Consider the following 15,171-nt stretch of genomic DNA (forward strand, 5'->3'; position numbering starts at 1 on the left):
CGGAAGCAATAAAAAGCCCGCGATGTTCGCGGGCTTTCGTGTGGTTATGGATAGTTTGGCCGATGATTATGCCAGGTCGAATCGATCCGCATTCATCACTTTGGTCCAGACGGCGATGAAGTCTTTCACAAACTTCTCTTTGTTGTCGTCCTGTGCGTACACCTCTGCATAAGCACGCAAGATGGAGTTAGAACCAAACACCAGATCGACGCGCGTCGCTGTGTATTTCACTTCGCCACTGACGCGGGACACGATGTCGTAAGAATTACGGCCGGTTGGTTTCCATTGGTAATTCATGTCGGTCAGCGTCACGAAGAAGTCGTTGCTCAAAGTGCCAACCCGGTCGGTGAATACACCATGTGCACCACCGCCATGGTTGGTACCAAGAACACGCATACCGCCCAGCAATACTGTCATTTCCGGTGCGCTCAGACCCAGCAGTTGAGCACGGTCCAGCAGCATCTCTTCCGGCGTGACAGCGTAGTGTTGTTTCTGCCAGTTACGGAAACCATCTGCCAGCGGCTCCAGTACGCCCATCGAATCAACATCAGTCTGCTCTGCGGTTGCATCACCACGACCTGGGGCAAATGGCACATCGACACTGACGCCTGCCGCTTTGGCTGCCTGCTCAATACCGACATTACCTGCCAGCACAATCACATCCGCCAGGCTTGCTCCGATTTCCTGCGCAATAGGCTCTAGCACTGCAAGCACGTTTGCCAGACGCTCAGGCTCGTTGCCCTGCCAATCTTTCATCGGCGCAAGGCGGATACGCGCACCGTTTGCACCGCCGCGTTTGTCCGAGCTTCGGAATGTGCGCGCGCTGTCCCAGGCTGTTGATACCATGTCACCTACAGACAGGCCACTTGCGGCGATTTTCGCTTTCACTGCAGCGACATCATAACCGGTGTTGCCAGCAGGAATTGGGTCTTGCCAAATCATCTCTTCCGCCGGTACATCAGGGCCGATATAACGGGTTTTAGGCCCCAGATCGCGGTGGGTCAGTTTAAACCAGGCTCGCGCAAACACTTCAGAGAAGTACGCAGGATCTGCATAGAACTTCTGGGAAATCTTGAGGTAATCCGGGTCAATTTTCAGCGCCATATCAGCGTCTGTCATCATTGGGTTATGACGGATGCTTGGGTCTTCAACATCAACAGGCTTGTCTTCGTCTTTGATGTCGACAGGTTCCCACTGCCATGCGCCTGCCGGGCTCTTGGTCAGTTGCCACTCGTGGTTCAGCAGCATGTCAAAGAAGCCGTTGTCCCATTGCGTTGGATGGGTTGTCCACGCACCTTCTACACCACTGGTGACTGTGTCACGGCCAATGCCGCGGGATTTGTGGTTTTGCCAGCCCAAACCTTGCTCTTCAAGATCTGCACCTTCCGGCGCTGGGCCAAGGTTTGCAGCGTCACCGTTACCATGGGCTTTACCCACAGTGTGACCACCTGCAGTCAGGGCAACCGTTTCTTCATCGTTCATACCCATGCGCTCAAAGGTTACACGCATATCGTGGGCGGTTTTCAGCGGATCAGGGTTACCGTCCACACCTTCTGGGTTGACGTAGATAAGCCCCATCATGACCGCGGCCAGCGGGTTTTCCAGGTCGCGCTCGCCTGAGTAGCGGCTGTTTTCCGTATTACTCGGTGCCAGCCATTCTTGCTCTGAACCCCAGTAAATGTCTTTCTCTGGGTGCCAGATATCTTCGCGGCCAAAAGCAAAACCAAAGGTTTTCAGACCCATTGATTCATACGCCATGTTGCCCGCAAGGATCATCAAATCTGCCCAGCTGATCTTGTTGCCGTATTTTTGTTTGATTGGCCAAAGCAGACGACGCGCTTTGTCGAGGTTGCCGTTGTCAGGCCAGGAATTGAGGGGCGCAAAACGCTGGTTGCCGGTGCTTGCACCACCGCGGCCATCACCAATACGGTAAGTACCAGCAGAGTGCCATGCCATACGGATCATCAGACCGCCGTAGTGACCCCAGTCTGCAGGCCACCAAGCCTGACTGTCAGTCATCAAGGCTTTTAGGTCATTTTTCAGTGCGTCCACATCCAGTGTTTTTACTGCTTCGCGATAACTGAAGTCCGCACCCAGTGGGTTTGTTTTGTTGTCGTGTTGATGAAGAATGTCCAGATTCAGTGATTTTGGCCACCAAACCGCATTAGGGTTGCTGCCGTTGGTCACTGCACCATGTACCACAGGGCATTTGCCCGACGTACCGTTTTTGCTATCCATAATTCTGAGCCTTTTGTTTTGTTATCTTCTTCACGTCGAAGGATTTGAATGCAGATTTTTTCTGCTCATGGGTAAAGTTAGCGCCTTGCTGAGAATAAGAACAATTGCTTTTACCTCTATCTGTGATTGGTTTGATCTATGTTAACGGTGGGTGATTTTTGTTTTCCACAGGCGTGCATTTGATAATAAATTGTGCGCAATAGAAGCATGAAATCAACGTGCTGAATTACGATTCCTTACCAATTCGAATCATCATTAACCTTTGATAACTAACATGTATTCTGAAAATCATGCGTTTAAAAAACGCAAATAACCATTACCAGGAGTGACTATTTCCACCTATTCGCCAAAACAGATACGGGTAGCGCAAGACTGGGGCTATGCAATGAACTTCTCACCCCACCACGAATAGGTTGGGTATGAAAACAAAGGCGTTTTGGATCAACGAGGATAAGAAAGGCCGCTGTAAATTAAGCGGCCTTTTGGTTGGGGAGCGTTATTTCTTGTTGGCGTATTTCATCGAATCCAGCGCGACCGCGAAGATGATGATGCTGCCTTTAATGATGTACTGCCAGTATGGGCTGACACCGATATAGGTCATGCCGTAGTTGATAACGGTGAAGATAAGCACCCCCGTCACCACCCCGGCAATACTGCCGACACCACCGGCAAACGAAACACCGCCCACCACACAGGCCGCGATGGCATCAAGCTCATACAGGAAACCGAGGTTGTTGGTCGCACTGCCGATACGGCCGGCTTCCAGCATACCGCCGAAGGCATAGAACACGCCTGACAACGCGTACACTTTCAGCAGTGTCATGGGTACGTTAACACCGGATACACGCGCCGCTTCAGGGTTACCACCTACCGCGAAAATGTTCTTCCCGAACACGGTTTTGTTCCACAGTATCCACATAAAGGCGATAGCGATAATGGCGTAGAAGGTGATGTACGAGAAACGGAAATCCCCGAGACGGATAAAGCCTTGGGTGAACTCGGTAAAGCGCGGGTCAAAGCCTGCGATAGGTGATGCGCCCACCGCATCGTAATACAGCGAGTTGATGCCGTAGACGATGATCATGGTGCCCAATGTGGCGATAAAAGGTGTCACTTTGAGGTAAGCCACGATAATACCGTTCACCAGACCAATGACGGCACCAACCAAACAAACCGCAATGATCACGCCTGCAATAGGGATCTCACCCAGGCTCGGGAACACCTTGTTCACGTTGTCAGCAGACTGAAGCAAGGTCGCTGACAGCACCGCTGCCAAACCTACCTGGCGACCGGCTGAAAGGTCGGTACCCTGGGTCACAATCAGACCCGCCACACCCAGCGCGATAATGACGCGAACCGACGATTGGGTAAGGATGTTACTTAGGTTACGCAAGCTTAAAAATGAGGGTTCCTGAATAACGATAACGGCTAACAGGATCAAAAGTACGGCGTAGATAGCACCTTCTTTTAAGTGCTTTAAGGCAAAAGATTTTACTGCATCCATGATTCAGTCCTACAGATAGCGAGAGGCCAGCTCTAAAATTTCGTTTTGCGAGGTTTCTTTGGTGTTGACGATGCCTGCGGCGCGACCGTTGCTCATCACCAGAATCCGGTCTGTGATCCCCAAAAGCTCGGGCATTTCGGACGAGATGATGATGATCCCTTTGTCCTTTTTCGCCAGCTCCAGGATCAGTTGGTAAATCTCAAACTTCGCGCCCACATCAATGCCGCGTGTCGGTTCATCAAGCATCAGGATTTCAGGCTGGGTCAGCAGCCAGCGACCGATGATCACTTTCTGTTGGTTACCGCCGGAAAGCGAACCGATAGGCGTTTGATGGGAAGGTGTTTTCACGCGCATGGAATCGATAACCCACTGGGTATCGCTTTTCATTTTTGCGTTGCTGAGAAGCCCATAAGGGGTTTTGTATTCGTTGACGTTGGCAACCAGCGAGTTAAACGTGATGTCGAGATTGGAATAGATGCCCGTTGAACGGCGCTCTTCTGTGACCAGCGCAAAACCGTTGTTAATCGCTTCATGTGCATCGCGGTTTCGCATTTCCGTACCGTGAAGCAAGATTTGTCCGTGGCTGCATTCGCGCACCCCGAACAGGGTTTCCACGATATCGGTACGGCGCGAACCGACCAGACCCGCCACACCGAGAATTTCCCCTGCACGCAGATCGAAAGTAATGTCCTCTATGGAAGGTTGGTTGAGCGCAGTAAGGTGCTTCACTTCCAGAATCACGTTTTTAGGCGTGTTGGTTTTTTCGGGGAAGCGGTTTGTTAATTCACGGCCAACCATCATGGCGATGATCTTGTCCATCGTCAGCCCTTGAAGCGGACGCGTATCAACCCACTGACCATCACGCAGGATGGTGATTTCATCGCAGATCGCGAAGATTTCTTCCATTTTGTGGGAGATATACACCACACCACAGCCTTTTTCCTTCAGCTTGTTGATGATGGTGAACAGATGGTTAACTTCTTTTTCTGTAAGGGACGACGTCGGCTCGTCCATGATCACGATCTTGGCATCGTAGGAAAACGCCTTGGCGATTTCGACCATCTGCATCTGCGAAACCGACAGGGTCGCGACTTTCACGCGCGGGTCGATCTTGATGTCGAGTTCTTCAAAAATGGCTTTGGTATCGCGATACATTTTATCGTGATCGACAAAGAAGCCTTTCTTGGGATAACGCCCCAACCAGATATTGTCCATCACCGAACATTGCTTAACCTGATTGAGTTCTTGGTGAACCATGGAAACACCGGATTCCAGTGCTTCTTTCGATGATGAGAAATTGATGTGTTTGCCAAGAAAGACGATATCGCCTTGGTCTTTCTCGTAAATCCCAAAAAGGCATTTCAGTAACGTCGATTTACCTGCGCCGTTTTCGCCCATCAGGGCGTGAATAGAATGCGGACGGACTTTCAGGTTGACGTTATCGAGTGCCTTAACCCCCGGAAATGACTTACTCACGCCAGTCATTTCTAACAGAAATTCGTGTGCTGTTTCTTGCATGGCGTCTCTTTATTATTCTGATGAACAAGTACTTTGCGGGAGTTCGCATCCATCAGGTGGCGAACTCTTCATCTGGTACTTGTTGAGGAAAAAATAAATAGAAAGGTGTAGGAGGAGGAACTCCCCCTCCTACCGGGCTGTTACATGAACTTGTCGATAGACTCGATATCTACGCCCACGTAAGGAACGCGAACCACTTTGTTCTGGATAACCCACTGGGTGCCTTCAGCCGCTGCTTTACCTTTTGCCAGGTTGCGGGACAGTTCGAAGGTCGCTTTCGCCTGGTTGGTTGCATCGTTCAGTACAGTACCCGCCATGTCGCCGGATTTAACCAGCGCCAGCGCTTCTGCCAGTGCATCCACGCCGTAAACCGGCAGTTTCACGCCTGCGCCGCGCAGCGCTTCCACCGCACCCATCGCCATACCGTCGTTGTTGGCGATAACGATTTCAATCTTGTTGCCGTTAGGGCCGGACAACCAAGCGTCTACCTTATCTTTCGCCATCGCGGTATCCCACATGCCGGTATCCATGTGAAGCTCTTCAGTCGTGATACCTTTGTCGTTCAGGGTCTTCACTGAGTAGCTGGTACGTGCTTCTGCATCTGGGTGGCCAGGCTCACCTTTCAACATCACGTACTGGAGAACGCCGTCGCCATTTTTGTCCCAGCTTGGATTCGCTTTCCACTGTTTCGCAATCAGCTCACCCTGGATGATGCCGGACTCTTTTGAATCTGTACCCACGTAATAGGCTTTGTCATAGCTCGCCATCGCAGATTGGGTGGGTTCTTTGTTGAAGAAGACGATTGGCACATCATCCATTTTCGCTTTCTGGATGATGGTTGGTGCCGCAGCCGGGTCAACCAAGTTGATCGCCAGCGCCTGAACGCCACGAGCCAGCATGACGTCAACCTGATCGTTTTGCATTGACTGGCTGTTTTGGGAGTCGTTCATCAGCAGACGGGTGTTTTCATCAGCTTTTGCTTCTTTCTCAATCGCCTGGCGAACCACGGACATAAAGTTGTCGTCGTACTTATAAATGGTGAAGCCCAAAGTGGTGTCAGCCATAGCAGGCGCGCCAAATCCCAATCCAGCGGTAAGCATTGCTAGTGCAGTCAGCTTTTTCATAGGTTACATCCTAAGTGTTGTTATTTTATGTAGGGTCAGGGTGCTATATAAGCAGATCGTTGCTTATGTAAACGTTTTCCCTAACGGAGTATATTTAGTTGCAACTCAATTAACGTGACCGGGATGGTGAATTTGCTTCCATCTCTTTGAAATTAAGATGTTCGTTCACAATATGTGATCGATTAAATAATTATCGAAAGTGGGTGTAAACGTATACTAATCGTGTGAATTTGAGCCGAGATTTAAAACGTGAAGTGGAATAGCAGCAAGGCGAAAAATCATGCAGATCTCATATTCGCTCAGTTGCGTTTGACGCGTGAAATTTTTGTTGAATGGAGTTTAGTGGGAGTGAGGGATTGGCAGACTTCATTGGTCTAGATGCTCTATTAGAAGTAGGAGCTGTTAGCTGCTTGTGCAGAATTAGACAAGTAGTAAAGCACACCAAGCCCTGTTTTTGACCCGATGTACAATTACTGTATCAAACATCCCTGCCAATTAGGTTGCTGTATAAACGTTCACCTTCTCGTGACTTGATGGATATTGAAAAGATCACTGTTGATTATCGCCACTGTGTATTCGAAAGGTGTCCCATCGTCAAAAGAGACCACTTCGCGCAACTCAATCATTGCTTGCCCTTCATCTACATTTAACAGCTCAGCTATCTCGGCATCTCTCAGGTTGAAAGCAGAAATATCCTGTTCCCGCGTTTGCACTTTCTTGCCCGTCATCAGCTCCATGTAACCATACTTTGAGTGTTCAATCTGGTTGAACTTAAAGCCGTCACAAACTGCCACGGGAATATGGGTCTGTTCAAACGATACAGGCATGTTGCCAAAGCTCATCAAGCGTTCGATGTAGTAAACCTTGTCATTAGGTTTAATCCGAAGAGCATGGGCAATTTGCACACTTGGTACTTCGATAATAGCACTTGAAATCACGCGTCTGACTGCACTTTGCCCTGCTTTCTGTGCCTGTTCATCAAACGGAGATAGAACGTGAAAATTCCCGCTCCGGGCTGCCTGACCCGAGCCGACGTACAGACCTGAGCCCTTTACACGATAGACTATCCCCTGCTCAACAAGATAGCGGGTGGCTTCACGCACAGTAACACGTGTGATACCGAGGTGTTTGGCAATTCCAGCTTCAGTGTCGAGTTTATCGCCAGGCGAGAGGTTGCTGCCCGCAATTTTATGCTCAATGAAGTCGATGACTTCCTGTTGCTTCCCTGTCACTTTAAACGTCATAGCGTCTCTTTTTTCGTTATCTGTTAGCCGACTGACTGCAATGTTATTGGGTGTTTTTTTAGTTTGTAGACACAAAAACGGCGGATCCCTGATCCGCCGCCTAGTTTATGTTATCGCTAGGTGAATACAAACTGTCACTTTTATTTAGCGATAACTCGTGCTCACGCACTCAGTAACGTGGTACAGAAATCTGTAATGCGTTCGGCGCTGATTCCGTACACATCTTTCAGGAAGTCGAGTGAGCCCACCTGACCGTATTGTTCCTGCACGCCCAGCTTATGGAAGCTTTGCAGGGCAACACCGCCTGACAGAAGAGCAGATGCAACAGCGTCACCCAGACCACCAATCACATTGTGGTTTTCAATGGTGACCACACGACCCGTCTTGCGCGTCTGTGCAATCAAAAGCTCAGTATCCAGTGGTTTAATGGTGTGCATATCGATAACCGCAACTGTCTTGCCGGTGTTAGCTTCGATTTGTTCGGCCGCTTCCAGCGCATCATGCACACAGATACCCGCAGCGATGATGGTGAGATCCGCACCTTCTCGTAACAGATTGCCCTTACCGATTTCAATCTCGTCTTCCGAGCCATAAATCGCCGGTAAATCTTTACGGGTAGAGCGGATATAGTTCACACCTTTGTGTTCGTAGGCGTAACGCATCGCAGCACGAAGCACAGACTCATCAGAGACATCAATGACTGTCGCATTCGGCACCAAGCGCATCAATCCCGTGTCTTCAAACGGCATGTGAGTACCGCCGTTGGTGACAGCGGTAACGCCCGCATCACTGCCGAAGATATTGATATGTTGGCCAGCGTATCCGCCTGCGAGGAAAATCTGATCGTAACAACGACGAGTCGCGAAGCAACCGAACGAGTGAACGAAAGGCACTTTGCCAACGGCGGAGAGGCCGGACGCCACGCCAATCATATTGGCTTCGGCAATGCCGCAGTTCACGAAGTTATTCGGAAAAGCATCTGCGAATTTCTTGGTACTCACACTGCCCGCAAGGTCGGCTTCCAGCACCATCACATTGTCGTGTTGCTCAGCCAGTTCCATCAGCATTTCTGCGTGGATAACGCGAAGTTCTTTGCTCATTTCAGCTCCTCGATTTTTTGTTCCAGCATCGCAATATCAGCTTCAATGGCTGCGCGCAGTTTGTCGTCTAAACGCAAATGGTGGTTGGCTTCAATCGCTTCGACGGTTGGCATGCCCTGACCTTTTTCGGTATCGAGAATGATGGCAGTTGGGCGATGAGTTTCTGCGTGCGCCGCTTCAATCGCCGCGCAGATAGCCTCAATATTTTCGCCATCAACATCGATGGCGTTAAAACCGAACGAGGCAAACTTCTCACGGATATCGAAAGATGCCTGAATCTCGTCGATGTAGCCATCAAGCTGGCGTTTGTTGTTGTCGACAAACACCACCAGATTCGACAGTTTGTGGTGCGCGGCAAACTGCGCCGCTTCCCAGCACTGGCCTTCCTGAAGCTCGCCGTCACCAACAATCGTGTAAACGGTTGATGTGGTTCCTGCCGCCATGCCTGCTGCACAGGAGATGCCCTGCCCCAGCGAACCTGTGGTCATGTCTACGCCCGGCGTTTTGTTCATATCGGCATGACTTGGCAGATTCGTACCGTTACCGTTGATGGTTTTCAGCCATTCGATGTCGAAGAAACCGCGAAGGGCCAGGGTAGCGTAAAGCGCAGGACCTGCATGGCCCTTAGACAACACAAACAAATCACGGTCTTGCATTTTCGGGTTGGCGGGGTCGTGCTTCAAATAGCGACCGTACAGGCAAGCCAGCGTTTCCGTAACAGACAGACAACCACCAAAGTGTCCGTAACCCATGTTCAGTAAAGCCTTTGCCATTTCTTTTTTGATGGACAGATTGAAGGCCTCAATCTGACGCAGATCGAGTAAAGATTGCATAGTTACCTCGGGAGAAAGAGAAAGGCGGGCTGGTGATCAGCCCGCGCTGGAATTAGATGTTTTCTGCAGTTTCGGCAGATTTCTTACCGATGAAGTTAGTGCTCAGAACCAGTGCGGCAACGGCTGCCACACCCAGAATCACAGCTTCTTTGCCCAGCATTGCCAGATAGCCCAGGAAGATACCGGTTACCGCGAAGTCAGAGTCAGAGAAGGTGGTGTTCGCAAAGCCAAGGTCGCCCAGCACAGGCAGCAGCCACAGGGTGAGGAAAGTAATGACCACACCGTTGATGAATGAACCTACTGCCGCGCCGCGACGGCCACCCGTTGCGTTACCGAATACACCTGCGGTTGCACCGGTGAAGAAGTGAGGAACCACGCCCGGCAGGATCAGTGTCAGCTCCATCACACCCAGCACACCCATGCTCACCAGACCGCCAAGGAAGCTACACAGGAAGCCAATCAGTACCGCATTTTGTGCGTAAGGGAATACGATTGGGCAGTCCAGCGCCGGTTTTGCGTTTGGCACCAGTTTCTGGGAGATACCGGTAAATGCAGGGACGATTTCCGCCAGCACAAGACGAACACCTTGAAGGATAACGAACACACCCGCTGCAAAGCCGATAGCCGTCAGAATGGCGTAAACAATTGGGTTCTGACCATTACTCAGGTTTTCGGTGACGAACTCACTGCCTGCTGCCATCACCAGAATCAGGTAAATGATGCCCATGGTCAGTGAGATAGAGATAGAGGAGTCGCGCAGGAACACCAGGTTCTTCGGCAGGTTCATCTCTTCGGTGCTCTTAGAGCCTTTACCGACTAGTTTGCCCACCAGACCAGATGCCACGTAGCCCACGGTGGAGAAGTGACCGAATGCCACATCATCACTGCCAGTGATCTTGCGCATAAATGGCTGCGCCATCGCTGGGAACAGCACCATGATAAGCCCCAGAGAAACCGAGCCTAGGAACACCAGAGACGCGCCACTAAAGCCTGCCACACTCAGGATGATCGCAATCATACATGCCATGTACAGGGTGTGGTGGCCAGTCAGGAAGATGTATTTGAACTTACTGAAACGGGCAAAGAAGATGTTCGCCACCATACCGAACGCCATAATTAGTGACGTTGCCGCACCGAAGTCCGCCATTGCCGTCGCGTAAATTGCTTCGTTGTTCGGGATGACGCCGCGAAGGTTAAACCCTTCTTCCATCAGTACGCCCATTGGGGTAACCGCATTCACCAGAATGCCAGCACCGCCGCCAATAACGATGAAACCAAGGACAGTTTTGATCGAGCCTTTGATGACGTCAGAGCTCGATTTTTTCTGGATAGCAAGACCAATCAGGGCCACGATACCGATAAGGATCGCAGGTGTACTTAGAATGTCAGTGATGAAGTCGAGCATAGCGAAACCCTCAATTAACGGTTCATGTAAGCGACGAGCTGTTCTTTCATTGCATTTTTGTCGGTGATGTTAGGAATAGAAATCACGTCACCGGCATGAATGCTGTCTGCCAAATCGCGGGTGCAGATGAACACATCAGCCATGTCTGGCGTCACTGAACCCAAATCGGTGTGGTTCACTTCTGCCTCAACGCCCAACTCACGCATAACTTCCTTCACTTTCATTTCGATCATGAAAGAAGAACCCAGACCTGTGCTACAAACGGCCATGATACGCATAGTGTTACCCTCAATATTTGTTAATAATTTCAATGATGTCTTGTGTGTTCTTCGCTTCAGTGACGGCTAAAACATCTTCGTCGGAGCAGAAGAACTCAGAGATTTTGGTGATGAGCTCGATGTGCTGATCGCTGTCTTTCGCCGCTAACAGAAGCAGCAGCTTTACCGGGTCGTTTTCTTCACTGTGGAATTCGACACCGTTGCGGACAACGAGCAGAGAAAGTGCGTTATTGTTCACGCCCTGTTCTGGGCGGGCATGTGGCATGGCAATCATAGGTGCCAGCACGTAATAAGGGCCAAGCGACTCAGTGGTGTCGATAATGGCGGACTGGTAATCAGGCTCGATATCGCCGGATATGACTAAAGGCGCACACACCTGATGAATGGCGTCTTTCCAGTCAGAAACGGAATCTACCACCGCGATGCGGTGCTCGGAGAGTAAGGTTGAAAGCATACATACCACCATGCTTATACAGCTAATAAGTTGTCTATACAGGTGGAATTTACTGGTTTGAAGAACTGTTTTTCGTGACGAAAGTCTGATCTATGTGTAGTGAAAAATCAGAAGTTTCTATAACGTTCCAGTCATCACAATAGAGATATATTCTGCAATAAATTTAAATAAAAGTGAGAACAATCTCAGGGTTATTTAGCTTATCTAATGGTAAGGAGAGTGATGCAAACACTTCTGGGATATTTGGCAACCACCAGCTATTAATGTATTAATTTCTTGGGCAGACTTAACGCAAAAAGGCCGCTGATTTCTCAGCGGCCTTTTCTAATTTGGCGGAGCCAAAGGACGAACAGTAGCGGGATTTACGCGGTCGCTTTGCTCCCTTGCCCTTCGGGCCGTTGCTTCTCCGGCTTCGCCGCGCAACGTTGTCTCGCTTCGCTCGGCTGAACCCCTAGAGTCTAGGATTCTGCATCCCTATCCCCAAAGGCATATCCCAGATACGAAAAAGCCCGCTCGATGAGCGGGCTTTCTCTAATTTGGCGGAGGGATAGGGATTTGAACCCTAGATACGCTATTAACGTATGCCGGTTTTCAAGACCGGTGCTTTCAACCACTCAGCCATCCCTCCGTAGGTGCGGCGAATATTATAGGGGGACGACAAAGCTGTAAAGCCTAAATTTGTTGAATTACGTTCGTTTGGACAGGCTTTAGACACTTTGGTCAAAATGTATTTTAAAAGTGAGGAAAAGAAGTGTCTGTGAAGCTCAAACCAGGGAAGAAAAGCTTCAAACCCCTGAATGCCATAGGACAACAATTTGAAAGTTGATGAATAGACAAAATGCAAAAAGGCCGCTGATTTCTCAGCGACCTTCTCTAATTTGGCGGAGCCAAAGAACGAAAATATAGCGGGATTTACGCGGTCGCATCGCTCGGCTGAAACCCTACAACCACTTCCAGTGGTGCTCATTAAACCTTTTAATATCAACCCCTTAATCTTAATTAATTTTGGAGGTCTGTCCAGTTGAAAGCACTAATTGGAATGATCAAAAGAAGTTTTTAGTTAAACCGAGTTAGAAAGCGTTGAAGTGTACACATTAGCAACTCCAATTTAGACTAGAACTGAGTCAGATTGCAGTTCATTCACAAACATACCAGTTGCTTGGGTAATCCCAAATGGTGGTCTCTCGAAAGTTGCCCACAGTCCATCCATCTCCACCGTAGTTTGCTACGTGAACTTTAACTTTTTCCTTTGAGAAATCCTCGATGAACCCTACATAAGTCCCTAAATTCCCCTTCTGACAAATTCTTAACCCACGGACAGAAAGCATTTTCCGAACGTCTGCACGTTTCTGCTCTGCTGCCAATCGTTGCTGTTCTTGCTCCGCTATTGCTAACGCTTTTTCTCGCTCAACTTTGGCCTTTTGCTCTGCCTTGAGTTCATCTTCGTCTTTGAAGCCATTCAATTTTGACACTTCTAGCCATGCTGCGTCATTGTCTTCGTCTAAGACTGGAGAAATTACTTCTGCATATGTGCTTATGCCCGTCGAACATCCTAACGTAGAGTTACCGATATTCATTTTGAATAGAGGTAAATCTTTTTCAGCATTCACACACCAATCATCACGAACCACACCACCTTTCGAGGTGCAAATATCAGAAAGTTCAGCCAAAAGAAGTGTTGGCCCCGTTCCATCAATAGCACACCAAGATTTTCGATACTTTTGATACTCATCTGTATCGTCCCGTCCACCAACAAACGCTAACGGGTTTATTAGTCCTTTCTCAGATGCACTTGCATATTTTTCGGTATATTTAACTGGATTTGAAACAACATTCTTGTCTGGCATAGAAGAAAATTGATTCACGCAACCAGAAACAGACAAAAGAGCGACTGACATCACAACGGTTTTTTTCATGCAAAGCCTCAAAAATTAGAATAATTTAACTAAAGATCTAAACTTACAATAAAGCTTATTTTTAAAACGTGCGCAATCCAAAATATATTTAGTAGCGTTTTTATTTTAAACCTCACCCCAAACAAAAAATATTCATTTAACATTTAAATTAATTACTTTTAATTCAAACATTCATAAATTGAATATTTATCTAAGCAATTGTTTAGCGTCATCGCAAGATCTACGTAGCATCGCTGTTATCAAACCATGTTCAACATTTCAGCAGATGAGATAACTTTCTTTTTAACGGCTGAATAACAATTGCCGAATCATTCAAATATGGAACGATCTTTACTTAAGACCCCATACCATAATTGAGCAAAAAACGTTCACGCGTTCGCCATGAATACATGGCCGTTTACACCGAGTTATTGCTAGGGTCTCCTAACAAGTTACTTCACACCTTACGCAATTAGTTCGATTTATCCAGTGCAGCCTGACGTTTTTGCGCTACGCTGTGCTTAGCCTCTTCCCAAAATGCTTCCCCACGCGATCTAAGTGGTTCAGGTAACGCAAATAAATGCTCAACCGTCTTGTTAATGTACACATCAACTTTTTTCTGCAATCCAAGATCATTCGCGTGAAGAGTCATGAAAAGGCTATGGCTAAATTTGGTCAATCTTCCAACGACCTGATCGGTCAGCTTTTGCAAGATGTCAGTTAACTTTTCTCTATCTACTAACATTTGCGCCACCTCATCTCGCAATAAGCTTTTAGCTTTAAGCAACGTTGATCTTTCTTGCTCCAAGTACTCCACCTCATCTTCTAACATCATCTGCTCGCCCTTGGTCATCTCTAGTTGAAATTGGCGCTCTGACAGCTCTGTTCTTACCTGCTCACTCTCATGAGTTAAACTTTCCAAAAGTTCACGCTGCTTTGAGATCATCCTATTATGGTGATTGTACTCGCGTTGCTCTTTGGGCAGCTTTGCTTGTAAGTTCATTTTGGCTCGTTGCTTTGAGCGACGCTCAGTTTCTGGTGCAAGTTCAGCTGTGAGCCCCTTAGGGTGAAAAAGGTTCTTGTTAAAATAACTACGCACCATTGTCTGAAAAACCTCACCAAACACTTTTGTTTGAGAGCTATTTAGACTTCCATCTAACGAGAATAAATCAATATCCATTCCTGTTTGAAGAATGTAATTATTGGCCATAGCACGTTGCATCTTAAGCAAGTCGTATTCACCCGTTTCACTATTGCACCCCGAAAGAAAGTAGTGGGTATGTGCCCCCGTATCTTCGTTGGTTTCACGCTCGTCATCATGTCCAAATACCGCACTAATCTGATAGTTGGGGAAATAGCTTGTTAGAAAGCCGACCGTTGCTTCAATGTATTCATCCAACGTGATCTCGCAATTACTCACATTCCATTGATGCGGCACTTTTATTATTCCCTCCTGAAGGCGGGTAATATTTCGGTTAGGTGGCGGCCGTATAATTGAAGCGTCGATGGAAAAATCGGATTGCTTTCATTCTCGACCTCCTAGAGGTAGAGTCAGAGAGTCAAGAGATACTTCTCTTG

The 15,171-nt window shown here is 48.4% G+C and carries 12 protein-coding genes and 1 tRNA gene; all 13 read right to left on the reverse strand.

Annotated elements, in window-relative coordinates:
• Positions 1 to 66 precede the first annotated feature (66 nt).
• A complete protein-coding gene (gene katG, locus KU854_RS16445; RefSeq protein WP_255555609.1) occupies positions 67 to 2,238 on the reverse strand; it encodes a catalase/peroxidase HPI in 2,172 nt (723 codons plus the stop codon).
• A 496-nt stretch (positions 2,239 to 2,734) separates the two neighbouring features.
• Positions 2,735 to 3,742, reverse strand: coding sequence for a galactose/methyl galactoside ABC transporter permease MglC (gene mglC / locus KU854_RS16450; RefSeq protein ID WP_218359525.1), 1,008 nt, complete (start codon positions 3,740 to 3,742; stop codon positions 2,735 to 2,737).
• Between the two features lie 9 nt (positions 3,743 to 3,751).
• The gene (mglA, locus tag KU854_RS16455) at positions 3,752 to 5,260 is read right to left on the reverse strand and encodes a galactose/methyl galactoside ABC transporter ATP-binding protein MglA (RefSeq protein WP_218359526.1); all 1,509 of its coding nucleotides are present in this window, start codon (positions 5,258 to 5,260) and stop codon (positions 3,752 to 3,754) included.
• Positions 5,261 to 5,400: 140 nt separating this feature from the next.
• The gene (mglB, locus tag KU854_RS16460) at positions 5,401 to 6,384 is read right to left on the reverse strand and encodes a galactose/glucose ABC transporter substrate-binding protein MglB (RefSeq protein WP_218359527.1); all 984 of its coding nucleotides are present in this window, start codon (positions 6,382 to 6,384) and stop codon (positions 5,401 to 5,403) included.
• A 515-nt stretch (positions 6,385 to 6,899) separates the two neighbouring features.
• Positions 6,900 to 7,628, reverse strand: a complete 729-nt coding sequence (locus tag KU854_RS16465) for a GntR family transcriptional regulator (protein WP_218359528.1) — start codon at positions 7,626 to 7,628, stop codon at positions 6,900 to 6,902.
• A 161-nt stretch (positions 7,629 to 7,789) separates the two neighbouring features.
• Positions 7,790 to 8,728, reverse strand: a complete 939-nt coding sequence (locus KU854_RS16470; protein ID WP_218359529.1) for a transketolase family protein — start codon at positions 8,726 to 8,728, stop codon at positions 7,790 to 7,792.
• Entirely contained in the window at positions 8,725 to 9,561 is an 837-nt protein-coding gene (locus KU854_RS16475; protein WP_218359530.1) for a transketolase, read from the reverse strand. The genes KU854_RS16470 and KU854_RS16475 overlap by 4 nt, the downstream gene beginning before the upstream one ends.
• Positions 9,562 to 9,613: 52 nt before the next feature.
• Entirely contained in the window at positions 9,614 to 10,966 is a 1,353-nt protein-coding gene (locus KU854_RS16480; protein WP_218359531.1) for a PTS ascorbate transporter subunit IIC, read from the reverse strand.
• A 14-nt stretch (positions 10,967 to 10,980) separates the two neighbouring features.
• Positions 10,981 to 11,244, reverse strand: coding sequence for a PTS sugar transporter subunit IIB (locus tag KU854_RS16485; RefSeq protein ID WP_002536881.1), 264 nt, complete (start codon positions 11,242 to 11,244; stop codon positions 10,981 to 10,983).
• A gap of 10 nt (positions 11,245 to 11,254) precedes the next feature.
• Positions 11,255 to 11,698, reverse strand: a complete 444-nt coding sequence (locus KU854_RS16490) for a PTS sugar transporter subunit IIA (RefSeq protein ID WP_218359532.1) — start codon at positions 11,696 to 11,698, stop codon at positions 11,255 to 11,257.
• Between the two features lie 537 nt (positions 11,699 to 12,235).
• Positions 12,236 to 12,326: transfer RNA gene (locus tag KU854_RS16495), tRNA-Ser, on the reverse strand.
• 508 nt (positions 12,327 to 12,834) lie between these two features.
• Positions 12,835 to 13,614: a DUF4355 domain-containing protein gene (locus KU854_RS16500; protein WP_218359533.1), complete on the reverse strand. Its 780-nt coding sequence runs from the start codon at positions 13,612 to 13,614 to the stop codon at positions 12,835 to 12,837.
• A gap of 451 nt (positions 13,615 to 14,065) precedes the next feature.
• On the reverse strand, positions 14,066 to 15,031 hold the full coding sequence (locus tag KU854_RS16505) for a hypothetical protein (RefSeq protein ID WP_218359534.1): 966 nt from the start codon (positions 15,029 to 15,031) through the stop codon (positions 14,066 to 14,068).
• Positions 15,032 to 15,171: the final 140 nt, after the last annotated feature.

This window comes from Enterovibrio paralichthyis (genome assembly GCF_019209835.1).
Classification (GTDB): domain Bacteria; phylum Pseudomonadota; class Gammaproteobacteria; order Enterobacterales; family Vibrionaceae; genus Enterovibrio; species Enterovibrio paralichthyis.

Bases quoted from the DNA above. Each gene is read 5' to 3' on its own strand.
- mglA (WP_218359526.1), bottom strand. From the start codon at position 5,260: ATGCAAGAAACAGCACACGAATTTCTGTTAGAAATGACTGGCGTGAGT.
- KU854_RS16500 (WP_218359533.1), bottom strand. From the start codon at position 13,614: ATGAAAAAAACCGTTGTGATGTCAGTCGCTCTTTTGTCTGTTTCTGGT.
- katG (WP_255555609.1), bottom strand. From the start codon at position 2,238: ATGGATAGCAAAAACGGTACGTCGGGCAAATGCCCTGTGGTACATGGT.
- mglB (WP_218359527.1), bottom strand. From the start codon at position 6,384: ATGAAAAAGCTGACTGCACTAGCAATGCTTACCGCTGGATTGGGATTT.
- KU854_RS16485 (WP_002536881.1), bottom strand. From the start codon at position 11,244: ATGCGTATCATGGCCGTTTGTAGCACAGGTCTGGGTTCTTCTTTCATG.
- KU854_RS16470 (WP_218359529.1), bottom strand. From the start codon at position 8,728: ATGAGCAAAGAACTTCGCGTTATCCACGCAGAAATGCTGATGGAACTG.
- KU854_RS16480 (WP_218359531.1), bottom strand. From the start codon at position 10,966: ATGCTCGACTTCATCACTGACATTCTAAGTACACCTGCGATCCTTATC.
- KU854_RS16475 (WP_218359530.1), bottom strand. From the start codon at position 9,561: ATGCAATCTTTACTCGATCTGCGTCAGATTGAGGCCTTCAATCTGTCC.
- mglC (WP_218359525.1), bottom strand. From the start codon at position 3,742: ATGGATGCAGTAAAATCTTTTGCCTTAAAGCACTTAAAAGAAGGTGCT.
- KU854_RS16465 (WP_218359528.1), bottom strand. From the start codon at position 7,628: ATGACGTTTAAAGTGACAGGGAAGCAACAGGAAGTCATCGACTTCATT.
- KU854_RS16490 (WP_218359532.1), bottom strand. From the start codon at position 11,698: ATGCTTTCAACCTTACTCTCCGAGCACCGCATCGCGGTGGTAGATTCC.